Origin of the sequence: Endozoicomonas sp. NE40, from assembly GCF_040549045.1 — a bacterium.
GTDB classification, from domain to species: domain Bacteria; phylum Pseudomonadota; class Gammaproteobacteria; order Pseudomonadales; family Endozoicomonadaceae; genus Endozoicomonas_A; species Endozoicomonas_A lisbonensis.
The window spans coordinates 722,913-745,359 of record NZ_JBEWTB010000002.1 but is presented as its reverse complement, the minus strand read 5'-3'; the positions used below and the strand labels follow the sequence as shown (position 1 = coordinate 745,359).

Below are 22,447 nucleotides of genomic sequence, written 5' to 3'. Positions count from 1 at the left end.
AGGGAATGTCACTGATACCAAAAGGCAAGGAAAGCCGAACCATCAAACGACACCAGTTAAATGAATATTTACGGGTCTATAATCGCAATACCATGAGAGAGATGGGCAGTATTGGCAACATCAGCAATAACGGACTGATGTTGATCAGCACTGTACCCGTTTTAATCGGTGCGGTTTACAGTATGCGCATTATTCTTCCGGGTGATCATACACCGGTAGACTTTGAGGCCCGGTGCCACTGGTGCAAACCCGACGTGGGGCCTGAGTTTTTTGACTCCGGCTACAGCATTGTCAATGCTGACAATGATATTATTGATCTGGTTGAATCCCTGAAAGAGTTTTTTACTTTTCAGGAAATAGAGTGACACCCTGAGTCCGACAGGTTCCCGGGTGTCATAACGTCGAAACTCTGGATCTGTTACTTCATGTCTCAGGATTACGCTGTACCTGCCCTGGCGGTTGGCGATTTTATTGAAGTGGAAACCGAAATAAAGCGCAGCCGTTTTATCTGTTTTCTTGCCCGTGTCACTTCCCGAAGCGAAGCCCTGTTGTTTCAGTCCAGTCTGAGACAACGTTTCCCTGATGCCTCCCATCACTGCCTCGCTTTTATCGCCGGTCCTCCGGAAGGTAATACTGTGGTCGGTTTTGATGACGACGGGGAACCGGGAGGCACCGCCGGAAAGCCTATGCTAAACGTTCTTCAGCATAAAGGCATTGGCGAACTCTGTGCTGTTGTCGTGCGTTATTTTGGTGGTATCAAGCTGGGGGCTGGTGGTCTGGTCAGAGCCTATGGAGCTTCAGTTCAGGCGGCCTGTGATGCGTTGCCGGTTGAACAGCGGGTGGCAATGAAAACGGGTATAGTGGTTATTGATTATGCCTCTGAACAGGTCGTCAGACATTTGCTGGAAGGCTTTGGGGGGGAAGTGGTCAGCCATAGCTATTCTGAAGTCGTTGAATTACAGGTCTCACTTCCTGATTCTGAGCATCAGTCCTTTGGGTTCAGAGTGTCAGAGGTCAGTAAAGGGCAGGCAACCATACGATGGTCAGACGACTAACCCGGATATTTCTATGCTAAAAAGCTTTTTGTGGTTCGATTTTGAAACGTTTGGCACTAACCCTGCCACCGACTGGCCATCGCAGTTTGCTGCTATTCGCACCGATGCGGAACTCAATGAAATTGGCGAACCGGTCAACCTCTTCTGCAAGTTGCCTGATGATCATCTGCCTCACCCCATGGCGACCCTGGTCACAGGCTTAACGCCTCAGGTCGTCAATGCCAGAGGCTTGTCTGAACCGGAGTTTATCCAGCGCATACTTGATGAGCTGATGGTTCCCGGCACCTGCGCAGCAGGTTACAACAGCATTCGCTTTGATGATGAGGTCATCAGGAACAGCCTCTACCGGAATTTCCATGACCCTTATCTTCGGGAACGAGCCAATGGCAACAGCCGCTGGGATTTGATTGATCTGGTGCGTATGACGGGTGCTTTGCGGCCTGATGGAATCCAGTGGCCAAAACGGGAAGATGGCTTTAACAGTTATAAGCTGGAAGAACTGACCAGAGCCAATGGCATTGAACATGGTGATGCTCACGATGCGCTGTCTGATGTGCGCGCCACCATTGCTCTGGCCCGGTTGATTCGGGATACACAGCCGAGGCTGTTTCAGTTTTATCTGGATCATCGCTTCAAGGACAAAGCGGGTACCTTGCTGGATCTCCATACAAAAGAGCCGGTTGTTCATGTTTCCGGTATGTTTGGGGCGGCAAAACAGTGTCTGGCCGTGGTGATGCCTCTGGTTGAGCACCCTGTTAACCGGAATCAGGTGTTTGTGTATGACCTGAGTGTTGATCCGGCGCCTTTACTGGCAATGTCTGTGGAGGAAATACAGGAAAATCTGTTTACCCCAAGGCAGGAAGGTGAAACACGGGAGCGTATTCCGCTGAAAGGTGTCAGTCTTAATAAATGTCCGGCACTGGCGCCTTTGAAAGTACTGCAGGTAAACGATCAGGCAAGGCTTGGTATTGATCTTGATGTCTGTAAACGGCATAGGGAAACACTGCTGAACAGTCCGGGCCTTGTTGAAAAAGTTCAGGCCGTTTTTACAGGCTCGGCAGGTAAAGAGACTCAGGACCCTGATCAGATGTTGTATTCAGGGGGATTTTTTTCCTGGGCGGACAAGCGCCTGATGGATCGGATTCGTGAGGCGACCCCGGAGTTGCTGGGGCATTTGCATTTATCGTTTGAAGACGGTCGTCTTGATGAAATGCTGTTCAGGTATCGCGGGCGCCATTATCCGGAAACGCTGAATCAGGAAGAGTCCCTCAGGTGGCAGGAGTTCCGACGTCAGAGATTATCCGATAAGGATGCGGCAGTGCTTGGGTTTGGTCAGTTCCGGAGCGATCTGGACAGTGCGAAGCAGGATGCTTCGGTGGATGAACTCAAGCTGCTTGATCAGTTGGCAGCCTACGCTGACCAACTGCAAGCCGGTTTAACTCATTAATGCTGTGCGAGCCAGTGCCTGATTGAAATGCTCTGCCAGACGGCCGTAGATGACCGGCTTTTCGATGTAATCGATGGCTCCGGCTTTAATCGCTGCTACGGCGCTGGATACATCACTGTGATCACCCAGAATAATGACCGGTATATCATGGTGGTGAGTATCCAGTGCTTCCATCAGTGTCAGAGCCTGACCGATGGGTTCGTTGTTTGCCGCAACAATACAGTCAGGTGCCAGACCCTTTATAGCGCGCAGCAGTTCCTGACCGGATTCAAAGCATTCAAGCAGCATGGACTTTTCATCACACAGGCTGCGGATGGTATCGGTAATACCGGTATCTTTTTCCAGAAGATACACTGTTGCTTGTTTAGCCAGACTCATATAGGCAGCCTTGATGATTTAATAGGGCGTTAGATCCCGCTGTTCTAAAAATAGTCTCTTTGTTAAGAAGCTATAACAAGAAACTATAACCTTTAGCTGCAGGGCTTGATAACCAAGCGATGTGGCGGGTTATCACTAAGACTGAAAGAAGTTTAGATTTAGAGTCTGAATTGCTGAATGGAGGGATTTACTAGACGTTGTACGGGGAGTACTTAAAGCCTTGGTTCCGGTTTCGTGACGAATTGCAAAGGGATGTTACCGGCTGGTTCTGATGGTAGAAAGCCGTTGATTGTCTGGTATCGAGCCGAAACTAAAAAGACGGGGGCTGCAGTTTTTACCCTTTAGGGTAACCGCTGGCAGAGTGTTTTGGGTTTCTACGGTTCACTCTGCCTCGGTTTAGCTCTGTTTAACTGTTGGGATCTACTTAAATCTTGAAGTTAAACTCACCTTCCAGATGATCTTTCACTTGCATCACCTGACGCACCAGGTGGGCCAGGGATTTGGTTCCCATTTTTTCCATCACGCGTGAGCGGTGGATTTCTACCGTACGCTGGCTCAGGTTGATATCGGCAGCAATCACCTTGTTGGCTTTGCCTTCTACAACATGATGCAGCACTTCGCGCTCACGGTCGGTCAGGGTAGACAGACGACGCAGGATCTCTTTGTGCTCAAGCAGTTCGCGACGCTGCTGGGTATCCAGTTTCAGGGCATCGTTGATCAGGTCCAGCAGTTCCTGGTCGCGGAATGGCTTCTGGATAAAGTTCATGGCACCGTCTTTGATGGCCTGAACAGCCATAGGTACATCGCCGTGGCCGGTGATGAAGATGATTGGCAGAATACAGTGCATTTCGTTCAGTTTGTTCTGAAGCTCCAGACCGCTCATGCCTGGCATGCGAATATCCAGCACAATGCAACCCGGACGGTTTTCATCGTAGCTCTCCAGAAATTCTGCCGGAGAGGAAAACGCTTCAACAGCCTGACCAACAGACTTCATCAACATTTTCAGCGAGTCACGCACAGCTTCGTCATCATCGATGATGAAAACGGTGGGTTCCTGCTTCATGTCCTGTTGCTGCATAATGACTCCACTGAGTACAAGTTATCGTAAAAGGGTGACAGTTAATTGCCGTCTGGCCGGAAGGTTTCAGCTAACTTTCCATGCCTCGGTTCATGCCATGACCGTTCATACCGTGATTCATGCCATGAAAATGCCTGTAGTCATACCATCATTGTCATGATGTGCTGTAGGCCGTAATTCGGGTTCACAGTTGGGTAAGGGATAACGAACACAGAACCACTTCATACTTCTGTTCATCTCAGGCATTAGGTAATTTGCGTATGCTTGCTTGATCGAACTACAGTTGCCTGTAGCCGTTGTATGAAAAGCGGACGCAAAAAGATGCTTAACGGCTGTGGAATTCGATCACAGTTTAGCAGAGGATTTCGACATTGCGGAGTATGAGCCGGTGTGATTTCTCTACTCGCTACGATCGTGCATCTTACCATTAATAATGAGCAGTTGTTACGTTCTGTGAATTTAAGCTGTTTCGTTTTTGGCCTTGCCTTATGCGAATTGCGCAATGTTAGACGAATGGGGTGAGGTTTAAATTGGGGGATGTGCGATTGGAGGTGTGAGGCTTACTTAGTTTGCAGCGTTGTAGCTTGGTTAAAAACCGAAAAGCCCGCGTTCAGGAAGCTGAATGCGGGCTTTTCGGATGTTTACGAAACTGTATGACAACGACGTAAGCGACGTTAGTCTTTTATACCAGCTTGCTGCTCAGGTCCAGTGGAGCCACCATGTTTTCCGGCTTCAGAATTTCTGCCAGCTGCTCGTCAGTCAGCAGGCCTTCTTCTTTCACCAGCTCAACAACACGACGACCGGTGCGCAGTGCCGTTTTGGCGATGCGGCTGGAGTTCTCGTAGCCCAGGTATGGGTTCAGAGCAGTGACCAGACCAACAGAGTTGTCTACGTAAGCCTGACAAACGTCTGCATTGGCAGTGATGCCTTTAACGCAGCGGTCGGTCAGCATGAACATGCCGTTGGTCAGCTGCTGGATGGATTCCAGAATCTTGTAAACCAGAACCGGCTCAGCGTAGTTCAGCTGCAGCTGTGCAGCTTCAGAAGCCATAGTCACCACCATGTCGTTGCCGATGACGTGAAAAGCGATCTGGCTCATAGCTTCAGGGATAACCGGGTTTACTTTACCAGGCATGATGGAAGAACCTGGCTGCATTTCAGGCAGGTTGATTTCGTTCAGGCCACACAGAGGACCGGAAGACAGCAGGCGCAGGTCGTTGCTCATCTTGGACAGTTTTACTGCCATACGCTTCAGGGCGCTGGAGAAGATCACGAAGGCACCCATGTCGGAAGTGGCTTCTACCAGGTCGCCTGCCAGGATCATCTTCTGACCGGAGATTTCAGACAGGTACTGAACAGCCAGAGGTGCGTAACGGCTGTCGGCAGTGATGCCGGTACCGATGGCGGTGCCGCCCAGGTTGATTTCGCACAGCAGTTTGGCCATATCTCTGATACGGTCAATGTCTTCACCGATGGTGGTGGCGAACGCCTTGAATTCCTGACCCAGAGTCATAGGTACAGCGTCCTGCAGCTGGGTACGGCCCATCTTCAGGATGTTCTTGAACTCTTCTGCTTTTACTTCACAGGCATTTTTCAGGCTTCTGGCAGCAACAATCAGTTCGTTGTGCTTCAGGACCATAGCCAGGCGCATAGCGGTTGGGTACACGTCGTTAGTGGACTGAGCCATGTTAACGTGAGTGTTCGGGTGCAGATGCTCGTACTGGCCACGACGATAGCCCATCAGTTCCAGCGCGCGGTTGGCGATGACTTCGTTGGCATTCATATTGGTGGAAGTACCGGCACCACCCTGAATCATGTCAACACGGAACTGCTCGTGCAGTTTTCCGGCAATGATTTCATCACAGGCATCAGCAATGGCGTCAGCTTTGGCAGCGTCCAGCATGCCCAGATCACGGTTAGCCAGTGCGCAGGCCTTCTTTACCATGGCCAGAGCAGTTGGCACGTTGGCATAGTGACTCAGTTCAACACCGGAGATATTAAAGTTTTCCATGGCGCGCTGAGTTTGAATACCGTAATAGGCTGTATTCGGTACTTTGGCATCACCCAGCAGGTCGTGTTCAGTTCGATACTCGTTCAGTTCAGTAGTATCCAGTGCCATTTTGGTCATCACCGTGAGGATTGGAGGTCGGCAATAATGGATCGTGCAGCCAGTCCGCGTTTGTTGACCGGTGACAAGTGAGCACTTAGTGCTGTCAGCAGCCTAGATTCGCGGTGGAATTGCGTAGCGTTTGATCCGTGTGTTTGATGTGGTTAGTCTCTGCCTCTATAGAATTTGCAGCAATAAGAAAATCTACCTAACTCATAATTAGTTATTTCATTAACTGTGAGCATTGCCACTACCTGATGACTGATTAACTTCTTAATTGACTACGCTTTCATAATAACAGTAAAGGTTTACAGCAGTACTGCTTAATAATGTCCTGGGTCTGCTGGACCATTTGCGGGATGAATGACTGAACATTTGTTCCAGAGAAAACGTCATAGAAAGTCGTAGCGGTTTGTTTGATACTGCACCTAGGTGAGGTAGGGTAGGTATTAGTATGCCGAATGATTTGCAATGTAGCGTGTGCAAAAAGGTATTTTCCCGGGCAAGGGACCTCAATCGACACGTGCTAATCCATACTGGCGAGCGCCCCCATAAGTGTCTGACGTGCGGAAAGGGCTTTATTGATAAACACGGCCTGGCCCGGCACGAGCGGGTTCATAGCGATGACCGCCCCTATTTATGTCCAGTATGTCAAAAAGGGTTTAAACAGGCTGGATGTCTTACCCGACACATGCAATACCATGACAGAAGAGATACCTATCAATATCACTGTGAAGTATGCGGAATGGGTTTTACGAATCAGAGCCAGGCTACTCTTCACATGCGAACGGTTCATCCACCCACACCGCCTGCCACCAGTAGTCAAACCCATCAGGAAGCTGTGGGGGAAGTGACAGCGACGACGCATGTGTTTGCCGTTGGAAGTACTACAACAACGGTATCTCAGATTGCTACATCAGATGGAAGCGTCGATGTCGTCACGGTAAGCTCAGCAATATCAACTGGGACATCAACCATTACGACTGTGACACAAAGCTCAGGATTAGCGACCAGTGATGGCCGCACCAGTACATTAACGAGTTTGGCTATCGGCGGGTATGATTATTATCCTGACGATATGTTCGATGATATACCGACTGGGGATATGGCAGCTCGTCGTGATCAGCCTCCAGATAGTTGATGAATCAAAAATGGGTGCATAAATGTCACCATGGTTCTGTTTCGGAACCCCGGGGATTGTGCCTGAATTTATTCCTGAATAAGGTGAAAAGCCATGGATGGTAACGGACCGGTTGGTGGTGTACGCAATGCGTCTTCTAATCCTCTTGACCCGGCAAAACGCGATGAAGTTGTCCACAAACGCAGCAGTCGCCTGAACAGAGCCATCAAAAGCATTGGGGTAAAACTCAAAATCCTCCCCAGGTCTGCCAAAGCCTCCGGCAAGCGCCAACCGGCAAAGCGCACTATTCATGATCGTAATGTTGTGATTTCCAGCCCTCTGCCAAAGGAAGCCTCAGACGTTAAGCCACTGGTTGCTTCGGCCAGAACAGCCGCAGCCAGACTGGATGATTTACTGACTCTGTCGCAGGGAGAAAAAAGGTCTGACCCTGAGGTGCGGAGTCAGTTTGAAGCGGTTCGTAATGAGTACCTGAATGCTGCTTTAAAGGTGACAGACGATGCTATTGCAGAAGCTTCTGAATCCCGGGGTGGTGAACTGGCAGAGACACTGAAAGACATCAAAGCCCATCTGAAACAACTTCTTGCCAGTCATGAGTTTGAAGTCACGCCGGAATCGGTTAAATCCTTAAAGAACTACCCACAAACCTTTGCCTCTTTCGTGGATCAGGCAGGTTTGTCCGGGGAGGAGGTGCTTTCAGCCTTTAAGAGCCATGTAGCAGACAGGCAGGCAGAGTTGGACAAGCAGCAGCTTTCTTCGCCTCATGAAGATGAATTAAACGCCCATAGCACCCATAACCACAAAGAGCTGTTCAAGCTTCAGTCGCTTCAGTTCCAGGCGGCCAAAGCGCTGGTAGCCGATGAACTGGCTGCTGCCGGGAAGGCTGGTAATGAACCCCTGCAAAACCGGCTTGCAGAGGTCGAACAGCGGCTGGATGAACAGTTTGTCCAGCTTGAGAGGACCGTTCAGCTCAGTGGCGACGAGCCGGTATCGAAAGATGAAGTCAAAGTTGCCAAGGATCTGTATCCGCAGTTGTTGAAGGACGCTCTGGTCGAAGCCGGGGTTGAGCCTTCCCGGATCAATACCAGGTTTCAGGACGCCTATGCTGAGCAGTTGAATAACCGGGAGTGGAAGGTCATTCATAATTCGTTTGAGTATGGTGGCCGGGCCTTTTCTTCAAAACAAACCCCTGCCTCACAGATTGAAGTCAATGGAGAGCAGCAGAAACTGCTGGATTACCAGGGGAGCAAAGGTGTCAGCTGTGCTGATACAAAGAACCTGAAGCACGCGACCAACCTGCTGCGCACCGATTTTCAGGTTGGTGGACACAATGAATTTACTGGTATTCGACACGGTGTTGTAGACCCATATGGCGTGAAAGGCAGTGATGAAGCTAAAGCGTTAAAAGCTCAGGGGGCCAGAAAAAAAGCGGAAGAGATTTTGATTGCAGCTCTCTCTACCAAGCCTGAGTTATTTCAGCAGGCCCTAAAAGCGGCAGAAACCGGGAAAGAGATACCGACGCTTTTTACCACGTCAACATCACTACTGACAACCGGGGTAGGGTCCGGCAAAGAAGCGAAAATGCAGAAAACCCAGAATGAGGCCTTCAAACATTTCACTGCTCCCGGAAATCAGCCTGTAGAGATTGAACTGGCAGGGCCTGATGGCACCCCCCGAAAGATCAGGATGAACATACGGCAGTCACGGTTTAATATTCCGGTTAACTGGGGTGGTGTCGGGCCGTTGTCGTCAATTTTTGGCGGACGGCGAAATCAGGCCCGTATGAACCGGGAAGCCATCACAGATCTGGTTGGCAACCCGAAGCGCGGTGGTGAGGTTGGCGGAATGGCCGCTCATTGGCTGGGGCAGTACGAAGAAAAACAGAGGTTACTCGCTTACAAGCTGACGGCTGAAGAAAACCGGGCTAACCCCGATGCTGCTTTGATTAAAGCGATAAAGCAGGAATCCAGTCAGCTGGCAAAAGATAAGAAAACCATTCAGGACCTCAGCCGGCAGATCAAAGATATTTATCGAAAAGGCCGTCACCACCATGAACATAAAGATGCCTATAAACTGGCTGCAAGAGTTGCCCTGCTGACTCATAAGCTGGGAGGTGTGCCGTTAATTAACTGTAAAAGCGGCAAGGACCGGACCGGAATGCTTGATGCAGAGATTAAATTCCTGACTGCAAGAATTGCAGAAAATGGCGCTGTGCCAGAGCCGGGTCCACTTAATGAAGACGAAAAAGCCTTGTTCAGGGAAATTCTGCTGAAGTCCGGCAATCATGAAGTTCAGGAGATGAATGTCGGCGTCAGAGGCTATAAAACCGAACTCATTACCTCCATTGACGAGCGTGTTGGCAATAAGGACATACGGGAAGAGGTCAGGGGACTGTCAAAATCGGTGGGTTTATAGCTTATAGTTTATAGCTCTCCATACTTCTCCTGTTCCTTGAGGTCTTCCACCCAGCGGAAAACTTCGGCCACGGGTTCAATCAGTTCACTGGGAATATAGCTGGCAATATCGGTGTCAAACAGGGCATGTGCCAGGGGGACGTTTTCCAGGATGGGTATCCCTTCTTTCTCTGCAATTTTAAGAATAAAGCGGGCGCGCCCGCCACGACCTTTTACTGTGACAACGGGCAACGGGGTTTTGTCCTCACTGTAATGTAAACCGATGGCCAGGTGGGTCGGGTTCTTGATGACGACATCGGATTTTTTTGTGTTTTCAGCTTCATTAAGAATTTCCTGATGAATCTCTTTGCGTTTACCTTTGATCTCAGGGCTACCCTCGCTCTCCTTATGTTCCCGTTTGACCTCATCCTTCGACATCTTGTTCTGCTTGGTAAACTGGTGCTTTTCAAACATAAAGTCGAGTACGGCGATAACGACAAACGCCGCAATGGCGTAAATCAGCAGTTTCTTCAGCAATACACCGGTAATGGGAAGAATGCAGCTGCTGCCGCAATAAGGCATGTTGACCATATCACCCAGGCTGCCCTTGATCACGTAATAGACAACAATGGAAAGAAAAATGATCTTAACCACCGACTTGAAAAACTCCATAAGGTTTTTCATGGCAAATATTTTTTTAAAGCCGCCTATCGGGCTGATTTTTTTTAGGTCAGGCTTGATGGATTCACCGGCCAGCAGAAAGCCAAACTGCATGATATTGCCAATAATGGCACCTAACAGGGTAACGCCGACCAGGGGGATCAGAAGTTCAATGGATTTGTTGAGAATGCCCATGGTAACGATCTTGAAGGCTTCCTCAAAGGTTTCGTTGTAAACCGTAGAGGGCAGAATCACCATTTCCTGAATGGTGTTAATGTAGTTGTCACTCATAAACCACAGGGTAGCGATGACCAGTAGAAAACCAAAAGTACCCGACACTTCCTTGCTTTTGGCGACCTGGCCTTTCTTACGCGCGTCCCTCAGTTTTTTCGGGGTGGGCTGTTCGGTCTTTTCCGCACTCATCGCCAGAGTTCTCCCAGCATCATAAACAGCGTTGGAATGCCTTCGTCGTGTTTGCGTGCAAGTGTGAGTATGGTGCCGACATAAACCACCAGAATAGCGGCGGCTACACCACTTTTTATGGGCATGGCCAGAATAAATACGTTCAACTGAGGTGCCGAGCGGCTGATCAGGGCGATGCCAAACTCGGTAATGAACATGGCAATAATAACCGGCGCGGCCAGCCACATGGAGAGGCTGATGATCAGGTCAAACTGCTTCAGGAAAAAGATAGCGCCTTCCGGGTTCATGTTGGGAAAGTAGCTGAAGACAGGCCAGGTGGAGTAGCTGATAAACAGACTTTTCACCAGCAGCAAAAACAAACCACTGACCATGAAAATAGCCGTGAACGCCTGAGAAAACAGAATGCCCATCGGTGACGACTCAGCACCGGATAAAGGGTTCATGGCGCTCGCCATGGAGGCACCCCGCTGGTTATCAATAAAGAAACCCGCCGATTCCAGAGCCCAGAAAGGGATGGTAATCACGAAGCCCAGAAGCGCACCAATAAAGACCTCTTTTAAGACAATGAACAGGGTTGCGTAGATGGTGGGTGTTTTGTCCGGAACGGCTTCCGCCAGCATCGGGTGCATAAACAGCACCAGCGCCATGGCCACACCGTTACGCATCATGGCTCCACCGAGCATGCGCTTGTGCAGAAAGGGAATCAGTGTAAACAGCGCAACAATCCGTGGGGCTCCCATTGAGAACACATAAAACCATTCCTTGAGTTCATCAATCGGGATAAGCATCTCAGATCGTGCCAATCTTGGCCATGATAGCCAGCGAATAGTTATACACTTCTATGCCCAGCCATCGCGCAGTGGCAAAAATGCTGATGATGACGGCAATCAGCTTGAATGCAAAGGGCAGGGTTTGTTCCTGAATCTGGGTCAGCGCCTGCACCAGACTGATAATCAGGCCCACGCCTGCCGCCGCAATGATGGGGGGCATGGACAGGATCAGGGTCAGCAGCAGAGCCTGAGCTGTCAGCTGTATCACTTCACCATCAACCATTGTTCTCTCCAGACATTGTTTTCTCCAGACATTGTTTTCTCCTCCTGAAAGGTCTAGCTGTAACTGAGTACCAGGCTGTGAATCAGTCTTGTCCAGCCTTCCAGCAATACAAATAACAGCAGTTTGAAGGGCAGGGAGATGGTCATGGGCGACACCATCATCATACCCATGGCCAGAAGAATGTTGGATACGATCAGGTCAATGATGATAAACGGCAGATACAGCAGAAACCCGATCTGAAACGCCTTGGTCAGTTCGCTGATACAAAACGATGGCAGCAAGATCATCAGGTCATCGCCTGACAACTCTTTCTGGTAACGGCTTGGCCAAAGAAGCCGTGCGGATTTCAGGAAAAAGTTGCGTTCTTCCGCCGTGGTATTGGCTTTCAGGAATTCCCGGTAAGGAGTGATGCCATCCTGAACTGCTTCGATCCAGGACAGGTCTTCAAAATTCAGGGTTTCAGGTTGAATTCGCTCGTACATTTCGTAACCGACCGGGGCCATAATGTACAGTGTCAGGATAATCGCCAGGGCATTCATGGCGATGTTTGGGGGAATTTGCTGCAGACCTGTAGCGTTTCGCAGAATGGAAAAGACGACAACCAGTTTCAGGAAAGAGGTACCCATGACCGCCATAAAGGGAATCAGCGCCATAAGCGCCAATGGGATCATTAAATAAAAAGGGCTGGTGAGATTCAGTATACCGCTTTCCATGGGTCAGTCCTGTCCCTTGTTTTCAGGAGAACTCAGCTGGTTTACTGATCGTGCAGGTGAGTGATGCGTGCTCCAAGGCGATTTTCAATCTGTACCAGTTCGCAGTGACCAATCAGCTTGCCATTGGCACGAATGTTAACGGGCTGTTGGACAGAGCGGTCCAGTTCAAAAATATAGCCTGCCTGAATGCTCTGCAGCTCTGCCAGGGTGAGCTGCTGCTGACCGACTTCAAACATCAGGGTGACAGGCAGGTCGTGCAGGTCAACGCTAACGTCTGTATCGGCGGGAGACATTTCAGATGGTTCTTCCTGTTCATGGCCATCCTCAGCGTCGGCTGGTGCCTCTTCGTGCTCATATTCGTCCATTGTCTGATGCCTCTGTAAGATGCTGACTCCGGTATCGGCGATCTCTCCCAGAAATGCGGTACGCTGGTTGATACGAACAATGACCTGATCGTCGTTGATGTGCTGGTCTAAAAAAACAACATCACCAGCTTCCAGTGTTTTCAGCTCTGCGAACGACAACCGGGTATGCCCTTTTTCCAGAGTCGCCCAGAAAGGTATATCGGGCAATTGCTGTGGATGATGAGCAGGAATCGCCTTCAGTATGGACAACAGCAGATCATCAATCAGCAGCTCAATACGTGTGTTAATGGTGTTCTGGCGAATGTTCATGCCCAGGGTGGCAGGATGATCTGCCGAATCCGTAGGCTGGACTTCCTGCAGTGACCAGGAAATACCCAGCTGTTCAGCGAGTGGTGTAAAAATTGGCGTTATGGTGTGGGTCAGTACCGCGATGCGCAAATCGTCGGGTAACTTATTGAGTCCATGATGATCCAGCTTACCGGGCAATAGTGAATCCAGCAGGCTGTCACCGGCATAAATCTGGTACGGGTGGCCATTGAGTTCCAGATGGAAGGTATAGGAGGGCAGTGTATCGGCCGGCTGGTGACACAGCTCAAGCTCTGTCTCAGACTGGTTGATCTCGGTGGTAAAGACGCTCTGGCGATGACAAAGCAAACGACTCAGTTCAAGCTGAGCCGTTGACAGGGTCTGATAAGCCAGAGGTTCTGTAGACATTGTCAGCCTTCGTTATCATCCTGCTCCTGCTCTCCCTCATACTGCTCCCGGGAGCGCCCGTCTCCGGGCTGGTCGCCGCCGGACATGTTGATGTTGACCTGCACCTTGTCGCCAAAACGTTCATTCAGGCTTTTCAGCAGAGAAGATTCATTCACCGCCAGGAAGTTATGGGTGTCTGCTGACGTCGTATTCATGGTGACGGTCAGCTCTCCACCCATACGCTGAATGCGAATTTCAGTGCCGGGCAGAATGTTCTCTTTCATGGTAATGCGAACTTCGGCGCCATTGATGGAGTCCTTGACGGAAACGTGGATCTTATCCACAAGCTTGTTAATCACTTCGTTAATTTCTTTCGCGCCACTGACTTTATCCATGGCCTTTATGTCTGTAACAGACGTTGGTGCCTGAACTTCACGGGTTGTGTGCAAAGGCTGGTCCTGTTTCTCATTGCCTGTTGTGAGTGAAGAAAGAGTATCGACTTCCTCGTGCTGTTCACCCATGCTTCCACCCTTGCCACCTTTGTCACCTTTGTCATGTTGAGAGGAACCATGCTCTCCTCTCAGGCGCTCAGTGTCGGAGCCTTTTTTGCTGCGGGAAGCCAGCAGGCTCTCAAGGGTCATTTCTTCTTTGTCTGCGGTTTTGGGGCTGTCTTTCTTTTTGCCCATTTTTTTGGCGAAGTCGTCGGCCTGCCTTTCGGTCACCTGTTGCTGGTTACCTGATGAGTCCGGGGGAGGGCTGGCTTGTGGCTGGCTGCTTTGGTTAACTCCATCCATGGTGGCCTCGCTGATCTGACGGATCTTTTTGATACTCGTTGTTCTGTTTGATGGACAGAAACGGCTTTGCCTTAATGTCGGGGCCTGACCGTAAACTCTTCCATTTCCAGGTCTTCCAGACGAGCCGCTTCTTTGGCAGCGTCTTCGTCCAGGGCGGCAGTAAACTCTTCAAACTTCTTGACTGCCTGAATTGCTTTGGCGTGCTCCTCCCGAGCTTCCTCCAGAGCAGCCTCGGCGTCTACGACTTTCTTTTTGGCTTCGGCAATCGCCTGCTCCAGCAGTACGTCTTTTTCCCGCAGCAAACCGACTTTCTGTTTCAGCAGATCCAGATCGCTCTGCTTTACTTCCATATTGATAATATTATCGTAGAGCCGCTGCTCTTCTTTACCGCGCCACTCGACATACTCATGGAACTCTTGCTTTGCACGCTCAACCGCCCGGTGGGTTTCTTCGAGGTGGTATTTGCGTTTCTGGACTTCATCGTGGGCAGACTTTTCACGAATCTGTTTAACTTTCAGTAGTTCGTGCAGCATGGTTCAGGCTCAGACACCCACCACCTGCCTGAGCAGCTGAATGGTGTCGTCATAAGGGGTGAGTTCGTCGGTACGCTGTTTGAGGAAGTTACGGATATGGTCGATTTTCTGCAGGGCTTCATCGGCAACGGCGTCAGAGCCCTGTTTGTATTCCCCAACTTTTACCAGCAGTTCAATCTCCTCAAATTTTGCCAGCAGTTCCCGTAACCTGCCTGCTGCGGCTTTGTGCTCCTCTGGCGTGATCGCGTTCATAACACGGCTGGCACTGGACAGTACATCAATAGCCGGGTAATGGTTTGCGGCTGCCAGTTTTCTGGACAGGATAATGTGTCCATCGAGAATAGATCGTGTTTCGTCCGCTACCGGTTCGGTCATATCATCACCTTCCACCAGAACGGTGTAGAGGGCGGTAATGGAACCTGTGTGAGACATACCTGCGCGTTCCATCAGCTTTGGCAGGGTGGCAAAAACGGAAGGGGGAAAACCCCGGCGGGTTGGCGGTTCGCCCGCTGCCAGACCGATTTCACGCTGAGCCCGGGCGAAGCGTGTGACGGAGTCCATCAACAAAAGAACCCGTTTGCCTTTATCCCTGAAATATTCTGCGACGGCGGTTGCGGTATAGGCCGCTTTGGCGCGTTCCATTGACGACTTGTCGGACGTTGCAACGATGATGACCGATTTCTGCACGCCTTCAGGCCCCAGGTCGTGTTCGATAAATTCCCTCAGTTCCCGTCCCCGTTCACCGATCAGCGCGAGTACGGTGACATCGACTTCGGCACCTTTGACCAGCATGGAGAGCAGGGTGGACTTACCACCACCGGCTGCGGCAAAGATACCCATCCGCTGTCCTTCGCCACAGGTCAGAATGCCATCCAGAACCCGAAGGCCAAGAGGCAGTGGTTTGTCGATAATTTTGCGGGTCATGGGGTCCGGACTGTCGGCGTAGACCGGGTAGTAAGTTTCTGGCTCAATGTCATCGAACGCGGTTTTATCCAGAGGGTCGCCCATGCCATCCAGTACGTGTCCCAGCAGATGAGGGCCAACACCCACATGATGTACTTTGCCGGTCGGTATCACTTCTGTGGTTGAGGAGATGCCCATAATCTCACCCATGGGCGAAAGAACAGTTTCATGTCCCTGAAAGCCAACCACTTCTGCATAGCTGGCCTGTTCTTCACCCGGAGTGATCAGCTCACACAGCTCACCGATTTTGACACCGGGAACGGCTGCCTTGATGATCATGCCCTGTACTTCGGTCACCCGGCCGCGAATATCCACCAGTCGCTCACCGCCTACAGCGCTCTCAAGGGCATCTGTTAAGTACTTTAATGCTTCTGGCAAGCCTTATTCTCCTGATCATCCATTGTTCAAAGAAAAGTGTTCAAAGAAAAGTGCTTAGGGAAAAACATTCTTCAGAGAGAAAAAAAGGGCTGTTAAGCCCTTTTTCAACATTCTGTCCCGTCAGACCATCATGCCCATGTCGCCGGGACCGCCCGGACCAGGCTGTGGTGCAGAGCTGCCTGCTGCCGGAGTACTGTCCTGGTCAACGTTGTCCACTTCAGACACAATCCATTCCAGGGTGTTTACAAATTTTTCCAGGGTGGATTCAAAATTGCCGTAATCGCTGGAAGCCAGCATGGAGCGAATCAACAGGACTTCCGTTTTGTCATGGTTCAGGGCAATGAAAGCGCCCTGCATGCTGTGATGCTGGAGATTCAGGGAGAGCAGTTTTTCGAACAGCTGGGTGCGGGCATCGTCGTGGGCGTCCATGGGTTTGACCGAGGAAACAAAGACCAGAGCTTCATCTTCCTCCAGATACTCCATGTTGACAATTAAGGTGTCATCGAAACAGAGGCCGCAGGCATCGTGTTCGTTCAGACTGAGTTCACCAAGGCCAATGCTCTCGGCAAAATGCTGCAGATTCTCTTCGACGTTCTGCTTGTAAGACATTTGACCCTACCCTCCGCTGGTATCAAGTCATCAAATCTGGAATAAGAAAAACTTCTTTCATTCAGTATATATGGCTGTTGCCAAGAGCGTAGAGGATTTAACAACTAATTTTTATTCCTGTGTTCTCTTGATTCGCAGCAGTTACAGAGCCGTAATAATGGGCATCGGTCGGGTGCCGGTAAAATTAATAGCCGGCTGTAAAGTTTTTTGCGAATGCGGATGCTGTCGTCGATTTGACAGGCTTCCCCGGTTTGCCGTGTTTTCGTTGTATACTGCCTAGCTGTTAATTGACTTAGCCAAATGCAGGGCATTGAGACGGGTGTTAGAAAAAACTGATAGCGGCAAAATGGATAGCGGCGAAATGGGTAGCTGCAGAAGTGCCAGTGAAAAAACAGATAGCGACTGGATGCAGGAAGCCCTGTCTGAGGCTTACAAGGGCTGGGAAAAACAGGAAGTACCGGTAGGGGCAGTGATTGTCCATAATGGTGAAATCATTGCCCGCGCTCATAATCAGCCTATTTCCGCGTGTAATCCGGTGGCCCATGCCGAGATTCTGGCTTTGCAGCAGGCCGCCAGAGTGCTGGGTAACTACCGGCTGGTGGATTGCGACCTTTATGTGACACTGGAACCTTGCACCATGTGTGCAGGTGCTATTATTCATAGCCGCATTCGCAGGGTAATCTTTGGTGCCTGTGAACCCAAGTCTGGTGCTGTCGTCAGTGTCACTCAGGTGCTGGATCAGCCGCAGATGAATTACCGGGTGGAAGTAACTCAGGGTGTATTACAGGATGAATGCAGCGAAATGATGTCGGCTTTTTTCAGGGAACGACGCCGGCAGAAGAAAGAAGAAAGGAAGCGTTTGCGGTTATGTTAGCGATTGTCCGGAGTAAAAATAAGCAGTTATGTGTATTTTCCATGACTGGTTTCCGTACCACAGTTTCGATTATCATAGCCGCCTTGATCCCCCTGAGTTCTGCTGAAAAGTGTGTCATAGGCAGTGAACAGGCTGTTTGTGGCGAGCTTTCAGCTTCATAAACTGTATTTTTACGGTAAAAGCATGCTGATATTGCGTGGTGCTCCCGCTCTTTCTCCGTTTCGCAGCAAAAAACTGCTGGAAACCTTACAAAACGCTATTCCGGAAGTGTCCGGTGTCTTTGCCGACTACCAGCACTTCATTCAGAGCAGTGAGGCACTGTCTGAACAGGAACTGGCAGTTCTCGAACAACTGTTGACCTATGGTCCGCGCCTGCAGGAAGGTGCCTGCACTGGAACATTGCTACTGGTTGTCCCTCGTCCCGGCACCATTTCTCCATGGTCCAGTAAGGCGTCTGATATTGCCCATAACTGTGGCCTGAACAAAATTCAGCGTATTGAGCGTGGTATTGCTTATTACATTACCGCTGAAGAAGGGCTGAGTGAACTGCAGATTCAGAAGGCTGGTGAGCTGATTCACGACCGTATGACGGAAACGGTACTGAATAATCTGGAGGCCGCCGAGTCCCTGTTTGCAGAATCCGAACCCGCTCCTCTGACTGCCGTAGACATTCTTGATGGCGGCAGGAAAGCTCTGGAACAGGCGAACCGTTCTCTGGGACTGGCGCTGGCAGACGATGAGATTGATTATCTGGTCGAGAACTATATAAAGCTGGAACGTAACCCGACTGATGTGGAACTGATGATGTTTGCTCAGGCAAATTCCGAACATTGTCGCCATAAGATTTTCAATGCCTCCTGGACCATTGACGGACAGAAGCAGGACCACTCCCTGTTTCAGATGATTCGCAACACTCACGCCATGAACGGTGAGGGTGTGCTGTCTGCCTACAAAGACAATGCTTCCGTTATTGAAGGCTCTAAAGCCGGGCGTTTCTTCCCGAACCCTGAAACTAAAGCTTACGACTACCATCAGGAAGACATCCATATCCTGATGAAAGTGGAAACTCACAACCACCCTACCGCTATTGCCCCCTGGGCCGGTGCAGCGACAGGTTCTGGTGGTGAAATTCGTGACGAAGGTGCGACGGGGCGAGGCTCCAAACCTAAAGCGGGCCTGACCGGGTTTACCGTTTCCAACCTGAATATTCCCGGCTACGAACAGCCATGGGAAAAAGGCTATGGCAAGCCTGACCGGATCGTATCGGCCCTGGATATCATGATTGATGGTCCACTGGGTGGCGCGGGTTTTAACAATGAATTTGGTCGTCCGAACCTGTGTGGTTATTTCCGTACCTACGAACAGACAGCCAAAGCAGCCACTGGCGAAGAAGTGCGTGGCTACCATAAGCCCATTATGCTGGCAGGCGGTCTGGGTAATATCCGCGCTGACCATGTGGAAAAGGGAGAAATTCCTGTGGGCGCCAAACTGATTGTTCTGGGTGGTCCGGCCATGCAGATTGGTCTGGGCGGCGGAGCCGCTTCCTCCATGACCTCTGGTGAGGGGCAGGAAGATCTGGACTTTGCCAGTGTGCAGCGTGATAACCCGGAAATGGAACGTCGCTGTCAGGAAGTGATCGACCAGTGCTGGCAGCTGGGTGACGACAACCCGATTGCCTTTATCCATGATGTGGGTGCGGGTGGTCTGTCCAACGCCCTGCCTGAACTGGTGAGTGATGGTGACCGGGGCGGTCGTTTCCAGATGCGCGACATCCTGAACGACGAACCGGGTATGTCCCCTCTGGCGCTTTGGTGTAACGAGTCTCAGGAACGTTATGTGATGGCGGTGGCTCCGGAAGATATGGAGCTGTTTGAAGCCATCTGTCAGCGTGAACGCTGCCTCTATGCCGTAGTGGGCGAAGCCACCGAAGAAAAACATCTGTTGGTTGAGGATTCCCACTTTGGCAATAATCCGGTGGATATGCCTCTGGATGTTCTGCTGGGTAAACCACCCCGTATGCACCGGGATGTGGAATCGGCTGCTGTTAAGCAGGATGCCATTGACCTGAGCGGCATTACCCTGGAAGAAGCCAGCGAACGTGTACTGAAACTGCCTTCTGTGGCCAGCAAGAGTTTTCTGATCACCATTGGTGACCGAACCATTACCGGTCAGGTGGCCCGTGACCAGATGGTGGGACCGTGGCAGGTACCTGTTGCCAACTGTGCGGTAACGACAACCTCGTTCGACACCTGTACCGGCGAAGCCATGTCCATGGGAGAGCGTACTCCCGTAGCCATTATTGATGGCCCGGCTTCTGGTCGAATGGCTATTGGTGAGGCGATTACCAACATCGCTTCTGCCCGAATTGAAAAAATGGGTGATATCAAGCTGTCCGCGAACTGGATGGCACCAGCAGGTCACCCTGGCGAAGACGAAAAACTGTATGAAACCGTAAAAGCGGTGGGGATGGAGCTGTGTCCTGAGCTGGGCATTGCCATTCCTGTGGGCAAGGACTCTATGTCCATGCGTACCAGCTGGAAAGACGGTGATAAAGACAAGAGCGTAACATCGCCACTGTCTCTGGTGATTTCAGCCTTCGCACCGGTTTCCGATGTTCGCAAAACTGTCACGCCGCAGTTGCGTCTGGACAAGGGTGATACCCGTCTGCTGCTGGTGGATCTTGGACGCGGCAAGAATCGTTTAGGCGGTTCGGCGCTGGCTCAGGTGTTTGCGCAGATTGGTGATGAGGCCGCTGATGTTGATTCGGCTGCTGACCTGAAAGGCTTCTTCAGCGCCATTCAAAGCCTGATGGAACAGGACCTGCTGCTGGCTTATCACGATCGTGCTGACGGCGGTTTGTTTACGACTCTGGTTGAAATGGCCTTTGCCGGTCGTGCCGGTATGGATATTCATCTTGAGAAAATAACCCGGTTCGCTGATGGTGTTCTGCCAGCCCTGTTCAACGAAGAACTGGGTGCAGTGTTGCAGGTTCGTGCGGAAGATAAAGGGCGGGTTAAGGACATTCTTGCGGCGGCAGGTCTGGGGGACTGCACTCACACAATGGGTACCCTTCGTGATGACCAGCGTGTGAACCTGCTGTTCAAAGGCAAGACACTGACCTCTGAAAGCCGTGTGAAATACCAGCGCTGGTGGGCAGAAACCAGCTATCGTATCCAGGCTTTGCGTGACAACCCCGAATGCGCCCGTCAGGAGTTCGATAACTTGCTGGACGACAGGGACAGCGGTCTGCATGCCTCCCTGCCGTTTGATATCAACAATGATGTTGCAGCACCTTTTATTGCCACGGGCATTCGTCCTCAGGTCGCTATCCTGAGGGAGCAGGGCGTAAACGGTCATGTAGAAATGGCTGCGGCCTTTGATAAAGCAGGCTTTACTGCGGTTGATGTCCACATGAGTGATATCCTCAGCGGTCGTCGGCAGTTGGATGAATTCAAAGGTCTGGTGGCCTGTGGCGGCTTTTCTTATGGTGATGTACTGGGTGCGGGTGAAGGCTGGGCTAAATCCATCCTGTTTAACCGCCGGGGACGTGAGCAGTTCGCTGCCTTTTTTGACCGGAAAGACAGTTTTACTCTGGGGGTCTGTAACGGTTGTCAGATGTTATCTAACCTCCATGAGCTGATTCCCGGTGCCGACCTGTGGCCTCATTTTGTCCGCAACCAGTCCGAGCAGTTTGAAGCCCGGGTTGCCATGGTTGAAGTGCAGAAGAGCAACTCTGTTTTCCTGCGTGGCATGGAAGGTTCCCGTATGCCTATTGCTGTTGCTCACGGTGAAGGGCATGCCGAATTCGGTAAACCTGAACATATTGAGCGATTGCAGGAAACGGGTCAGCTGGCTCTGCGCTATGTGGACAATCAGGGTCAGGCCACTGAACGTTATCCGTATAACCCAAATGGTTCTCCCAAGGGGATTACCGGCCTGACCTCTGCTGATGGGCGTGTAACGATCATGATGCCTCACCCTGAACGAGTGTTCAGAACCGTTCAGAACAGCTGGCACCCTGACCACTGGCAGGATGACGCACCCTGGATGCGCATGTTCCGTAATGCGCGCGTCTGGGTTGATTAAATAGCGGGTTGACTAAGAAAGTGAGTTGATAAGAAAACTGATCGATTCAGTAACATAAAGCTGAGGAACTCCCTGCCTGTCAGGGAGTCCAACCGAATAAGCGAAGGAGCTGGCTTTGGAAAAAGCAGCTCCTTTTTTTAAGATACAGCTGTCAGATCCTTGGATACACTGGTAATAAAGGATAACGCAGGAGTAGACATTTATGACAAACAAAATCAAACAGGCTGGCCTTGCTGTTCTTGTGGCCGTTTCTTTGACCGGATGTATGTCCGATTTGACGGGTACCACTTATTCCAGCAGTGAAGCCCGGCAGATGCAGGTGGTACGTTTTGGTACGGTAGCGGAAGCCCGGTTTGTAAAGCTTGAGGGTACAGAAGGCGAGGTTGGCACGCTGGCTGGTGGCGCAACTGGTGCGGTGCTGGGCTCCCAGATTGGTGGGCGCAACGAGGGCATCATTGGTGGTATTGCAGGTGCTGTAGCCGGTGGTGTTCTGGGTAATATGGCTGAGAAAAAACTGACCCAGAAACAGGGCATTGAAGTCACCGTGCGTCTGGAAGATGGTTCTTATGTATCAGTGGTTCAGCAGCATGACCCGGCAGCGACCTTCAATGCAGGCGATCGTGTAAAGGTGCTTACTCAGGGTACGACCAGCCGGGTTGTCCGTGTACAGTAATAGCTCTGCTGCCTGACTTGAAAAGCCGCGCTCA

General features: G+C 50.9%; 20 protein-coding genes and 1 pseudogene. 9 read left to right on the top strand and 12 right to left on the bottom strand.

Going from position 1 to position 22,447, the window contains the following annotated elements:
• Nucleotides 1-5: 5 nt before the first annotated feature.
• Genes V5J35_RS04400 through sbcB form a run of 3 tightly spaced genes read left to right on the top strand, consistent with a single transcriptional unit; the run spans nucleotide 6 to nucleotide 2,502 of the window.
• The gene (locus tag V5J35_RS04400; protein WP_354010088.1) at nucleotides 6-365 is read left to right on the top strand and encodes a PilZ domain-containing protein; all 360 of its coding nucleotides are present in this window, start codon (nucleotides 6-8) and stop codon (nucleotides 363-365) included.
• Nucleotides 366-425: 60 nt separating this feature from the next.
• Nucleotides 426-1,055: a YigZ family protein gene (locus tag V5J35_RS04395; protein ID WP_354010087.1), complete on the top strand. Its 630-nt coding sequence runs from the start codon at nucleotides 426-428 to the stop codon at nucleotides 1,053-1,055.
• A 13-nt stretch (nucleotides 1,056-1,068) separates the two neighbouring features.
• Nucleotides 1,069-2,502, top strand: a complete 1,434-nt coding sequence (sbcB, locus tag V5J35_RS04390) for an exodeoxyribonuclease I (protein WP_354010086.1) — start codon at nucleotides 1,069-1,071, stop codon at nucleotides 2,500-2,502.
• Here sbcB and V5J35_RS04385 read toward each other — a convergent pair.
• The 3 genes from V5J35_RS04385 to V5J35_RS04375 form a co-directional block, all read right to left on the bottom strand.
• The gene (locus V5J35_RS04385; protein ID WP_354010085.1) at nucleotides 2,491-2,880 is read right to left on the bottom strand and encodes a response regulator; all 390 of its coding nucleotides are present in this window, start codon (nucleotides 2,878-2,880) and stop codon (nucleotides 2,491-2,493) included. The genes sbcB and V5J35_RS04385 overlap by 12 nt on opposite strands.
• A 424-nt stretch (nucleotides 2,881-3,304) precedes the next feature.
• The gene (locus tag V5J35_RS04380; RefSeq protein ID WP_034876826.1) at nucleotides 3,305-3,958 is read right to left on the bottom strand and encodes a response regulator transcription factor; all 654 of its coding nucleotides are present in this window, start codon (nucleotides 3,956-3,958) and stop codon (nucleotides 3,305-3,307) included.
• Between the two features lie 682 nt (nucleotides 3,959-4,640).
• Nucleotides 4,641-6,077 carry an aspartate ammonia-lyase gene (locus V5J35_RS04375; protein WP_354010084.1) on the bottom strand — a complete coding sequence of 479 codons (1,437 nt, stop codon included), beginning with the start codon at nucleotides 6,075-6,077 and terminating at the stop codon, nucleotides 4,641-4,643.
• A 442-nt stretch (nucleotides 6,078-6,519) separates the two neighbouring features.
• Here V5J35_RS04375 and V5J35_RS24260 point away from each other — a divergent pair.
• From V5J35_RS24260 to V5J35_RS04365, 3 genes and pseudogenes are all read left to right on the top strand, one after another.
• Nucleotides 6,520-6,594, top strand: a pseudogene (locus tag V5J35_RS24260) (C2H2-type zinc finger protein); the annotation flags it as partial.
• A gap of 252 nt (nucleotides 6,595-6,846) precedes the next feature.
• Nucleotides 6,847-7,206, top strand: a complete 360-nt coding sequence (locus V5J35_RS24255; RefSeq protein WP_419095898.1) for a hypothetical protein — start codon at nucleotides 6,847-6,849, stop codon at nucleotides 7,204-7,206.
• A 93-nt stretch (nucleotides 7,207-7,299) separates the two neighbouring features.
• Entirely contained in the window at nucleotides 7,300-9,618 is a 2,319-nt protein-coding gene (locus tag V5J35_RS04365; RefSeq protein ID WP_354010083.1) for an inositol phosphate phosphatase SopB, read from the top strand.
• Between the two features lie 8 nt (nucleotides 9,619-9,626).
• On the opposite strand, the gene sctU is transcribed toward V5J35_RS04365, so the two are convergent.
• From sctU to V5J35_RS04320, 9 genes are all read right to left on the bottom strand, one after another.
• A complete protein-coding gene (gene sctU, locus V5J35_RS04360) occupies nucleotides 9,627-10,679 on the bottom strand; it encodes a type III secretion system export apparatus subunit SctU (protein WP_354010082.1) in 1,053 nt (350 codons plus the stop codon).
• Entirely contained in the window at nucleotides 10,676-11,467 is a 792-nt protein-coding gene (sctT, locus tag V5J35_RS04355; protein WP_354010081.1) for a type III secretion system export apparatus subunit SctT, read from the bottom strand. Before sctT ends, sctU begins: the two co-directional genes overlap by 4 nt.
• 1 nt (nucleotide 11,468) lies before the next feature.
• Nucleotides 11,469-11,732, bottom strand: a complete 264-nt coding sequence (gene sctS, locus V5J35_RS04350) for a type III secretion system export apparatus subunit SctS (protein WP_354010080.1) — start codon at nucleotides 11,730-11,732, stop codon at nucleotides 11,469-11,471.
• A gap of 53 nt (nucleotides 11,733-11,785) precedes the next feature.
• The gene (gene sctR / locus V5J35_RS04345) at nucleotides 11,786-12,445 is read right to left on the bottom strand and encodes a type III secretion system export apparatus subunit SctR (protein WP_051790083.1); all 660 of its coding nucleotides are present in this window, start codon (nucleotides 12,443-12,445) and stop codon (nucleotides 11,786-11,788) included.
• A gap of 41 nt (nucleotides 12,446-12,486) precedes the next feature.
• Complete coding sequence (gene sctQ / locus V5J35_RS04340) at nucleotides 12,487-13,524, bottom strand: type III secretion system cytoplasmic ring protein SctQ (RefSeq protein ID WP_354010079.1); 1,038 nt, start codon at nucleotides 13,522-13,524, stop codon at nucleotides 12,487-12,489.
• A gap of 2 nt (nucleotides 13,525-13,526) precedes the next feature.
• Nucleotides 13,527-14,297 (bottom strand): type III secretion HpaP family protein, encoded by a 771-nt coding sequence (locus tag V5J35_RS04335; RefSeq protein ID WP_354010078.1) that lies wholly within the window; start codon nucleotides 14,295-14,297, stop codon nucleotides 13,527-13,529.
• 71 nt (nucleotides 14,298-14,368) lie between these two features.
• Nucleotides 14,369-14,830 carry a type III secretion system stalk subunit SctO gene (sctO, locus tag V5J35_RS04330; RefSeq protein WP_354010077.1) on the bottom strand — a complete coding sequence of 154 codons (462 nt, stop codon included), beginning with the start codon at nucleotides 14,828-14,830 and terminating at the stop codon, nucleotides 14,369-14,371.
• Between the two features lie 9 nt (nucleotides 14,831-14,839).
• Nucleotides 14,840-16,171: a type III secretion system ATPase SctN gene (gene sctN, locus V5J35_RS04325; RefSeq protein WP_354010076.1), complete on the bottom strand. Its 1,332-nt coding sequence runs from the start codon at nucleotides 16,169-16,171 to the stop codon at nucleotides 14,840-14,842.
• Nucleotides 16,172-16,291: 120 nt separating this feature from the next.
• Nucleotides 16,292-16,780: a type III secretion system chaperone gene (locus tag V5J35_RS04320; protein WP_354010075.1), complete on the bottom strand. Its 489-nt coding sequence runs from the start codon at nucleotides 16,778-16,780 to the stop codon at nucleotides 16,292-16,294.
• 319 nt (nucleotides 16,781-17,099) lie between these two features.
• On the opposite strand from V5J35_RS04320, the gene tadA reads away from it, so the two are divergent.
• The 3 genes from tadA (at nucleotide 17,100) to V5J35_RS04305 (ending at nucleotide 22,413) form a co-directional block, all read left to right on the top strand.
• Nucleotides 17,100-17,654, top strand: coding sequence for a tRNA adenosine(34) deaminase TadA (gene tadA, locus V5J35_RS04315; protein ID WP_354010074.1), 555 nt, complete (start codon nucleotides 17,100-17,102; stop codon nucleotides 17,652-17,654).
• Nucleotides 17,655-17,837: 183 nt separating this feature from the next.
• Nucleotides 17,838-21,740, top strand: a complete 3,903-nt coding sequence (gene purL / locus V5J35_RS04310) for a phosphoribosylformylglycinamidine synthase (RefSeq protein WP_354010073.1) — start codon at nucleotides 17,838-17,840, stop codon at nucleotides 21,738-21,740.
• 202 nt (nucleotides 21,741-21,942) lie between these two features.
• Nucleotides 21,943-22,413: an outer membrane lipoprotein gene (locus tag V5J35_RS04305; RefSeq protein WP_354010072.1), complete on the top strand. Its 471-nt coding sequence runs from the start codon at nucleotides 21,943-21,945 to the stop codon at nucleotides 22,411-22,413.
• Nucleotides 22,414-22,447: the final 34 nt, after the last annotated feature.

Excerpts from the sequence above, each read along its gene's own strand:
- sbcB (WP_354010086.1), top strand. The coding sequence starts at position 1,069 with ATGCTAAAAAGCTTTTTGTGGTTCGATTTTGAAACGTTTGGCACTAAC.
- sctQ (WP_354010079.1), bottom strand. The coding sequence starts at position 13,524 with ATGTCTACAGAACCTCTGGCTTATCAGACCCTGTCAACGGCTCAGCTT.
- purL (WP_354010073.1), top strand. The coding sequence starts at position 17,838 with ATGCTGATATTGCGTGGTGCTCCCGCTCTTTCTCCGTTTCGCAGCAAA.
- V5J35_RS04305 (WP_354010072.1), top strand. The coding sequence starts at position 21,943 with ATGACAAACAAAATCAAACAGGCTGGCCTTGCTGTTCTTGTGGCCGTT.
- V5J35_RS04400 (WP_354010088.1), top strand. The coding sequence starts at position 6 with ATGTCACTGATACCAAAAGGCAAGGAAAGCCGAACCATCAAACGACAC.
- sctT (WP_354010081.1), bottom strand. The coding sequence starts at position 11,467 with ATGCTTATCCCGATTGATGAACTCAAGGAATGGTTTTATGTGTTCTCA.
- sctS (WP_354010080.1), bottom strand. The coding sequence starts at position 11,732 with ATGGTTGATGGTGAAGTGATACAGCTGACAGCTCAGGCTCTGCTGCTG.
- V5J35_RS04375 (WP_354010084.1), bottom strand. The coding sequence starts at position 6,077 with ATGGCACTGGATACTACTGAACTGAACGAGTATCGAACTGAACACGAC.
- V5J35_RS04385 (WP_354010085.1), bottom strand. The coding sequence starts at position 2,880 with ATGAGTCTGGCTAAACAAGCAACAGTGTATCTTCTGGAAAAAGATACC.
- V5J35_RS24255 (WP_419095898.1), top strand. The coding sequence starts at position 6,847 with ATGCGAACGGTTCATCCACCCACACCGCCTGCCACCAGTAGTCAAACC.
- V5J35_RS04395 (WP_354010087.1), top strand. The coding sequence starts at position 426 with ATGTCTCAGGATTACGCTGTACCTGCCCTGGCGGTTGGCGATTTTATT.
- sctR (WP_051790083.1), bottom strand. The coding sequence starts at position 12,445 with ATGGAAAGCGGTATACTGAATCTCACCAGCCCTTTTTATTTAATGATC.
- V5J35_RS04320 (WP_354010075.1), bottom strand. The coding sequence starts at position 16,780 with ATGTCTTACAAGCAGAACGTCGAAGAGAATCTGCAGCATTTTGCCGAG.
- sctO (WP_354010077.1), bottom strand. The coding sequence starts at position 14,830 with ATGCTGCACGAACTACTGAAAGTTAAACAGATTCGTGAAAAGTCTGCC.
- V5J35_RS04365 (WP_354010083.1), top strand. The coding sequence starts at position 7,300 with ATGGATGGTAACGGACCGGTTGGTGGTGTACGCAATGCGTCTTCTAAT.
- V5J35_RS04380 (WP_034876826.1), bottom strand. The coding sequence starts at position 3,958 with ATGCAGCAACAGGACATGAAGCAGGAACCCACCGTTTTCATCATCGAT.
- sctU (WP_354010082.1), bottom strand. The coding sequence starts at position 10,679 with ATGAGTGCGGAAAAGACCGAACAGCCCACCCCGAAAAAACTGAGGGAC.
- V5J35_RS04335 (WP_354010078.1), bottom strand. The coding sequence starts at position 14,297 with ATGGATGGAGTTAACCAAAGCAGCCAGCCACAAGCCAGCCCTCCCCCG.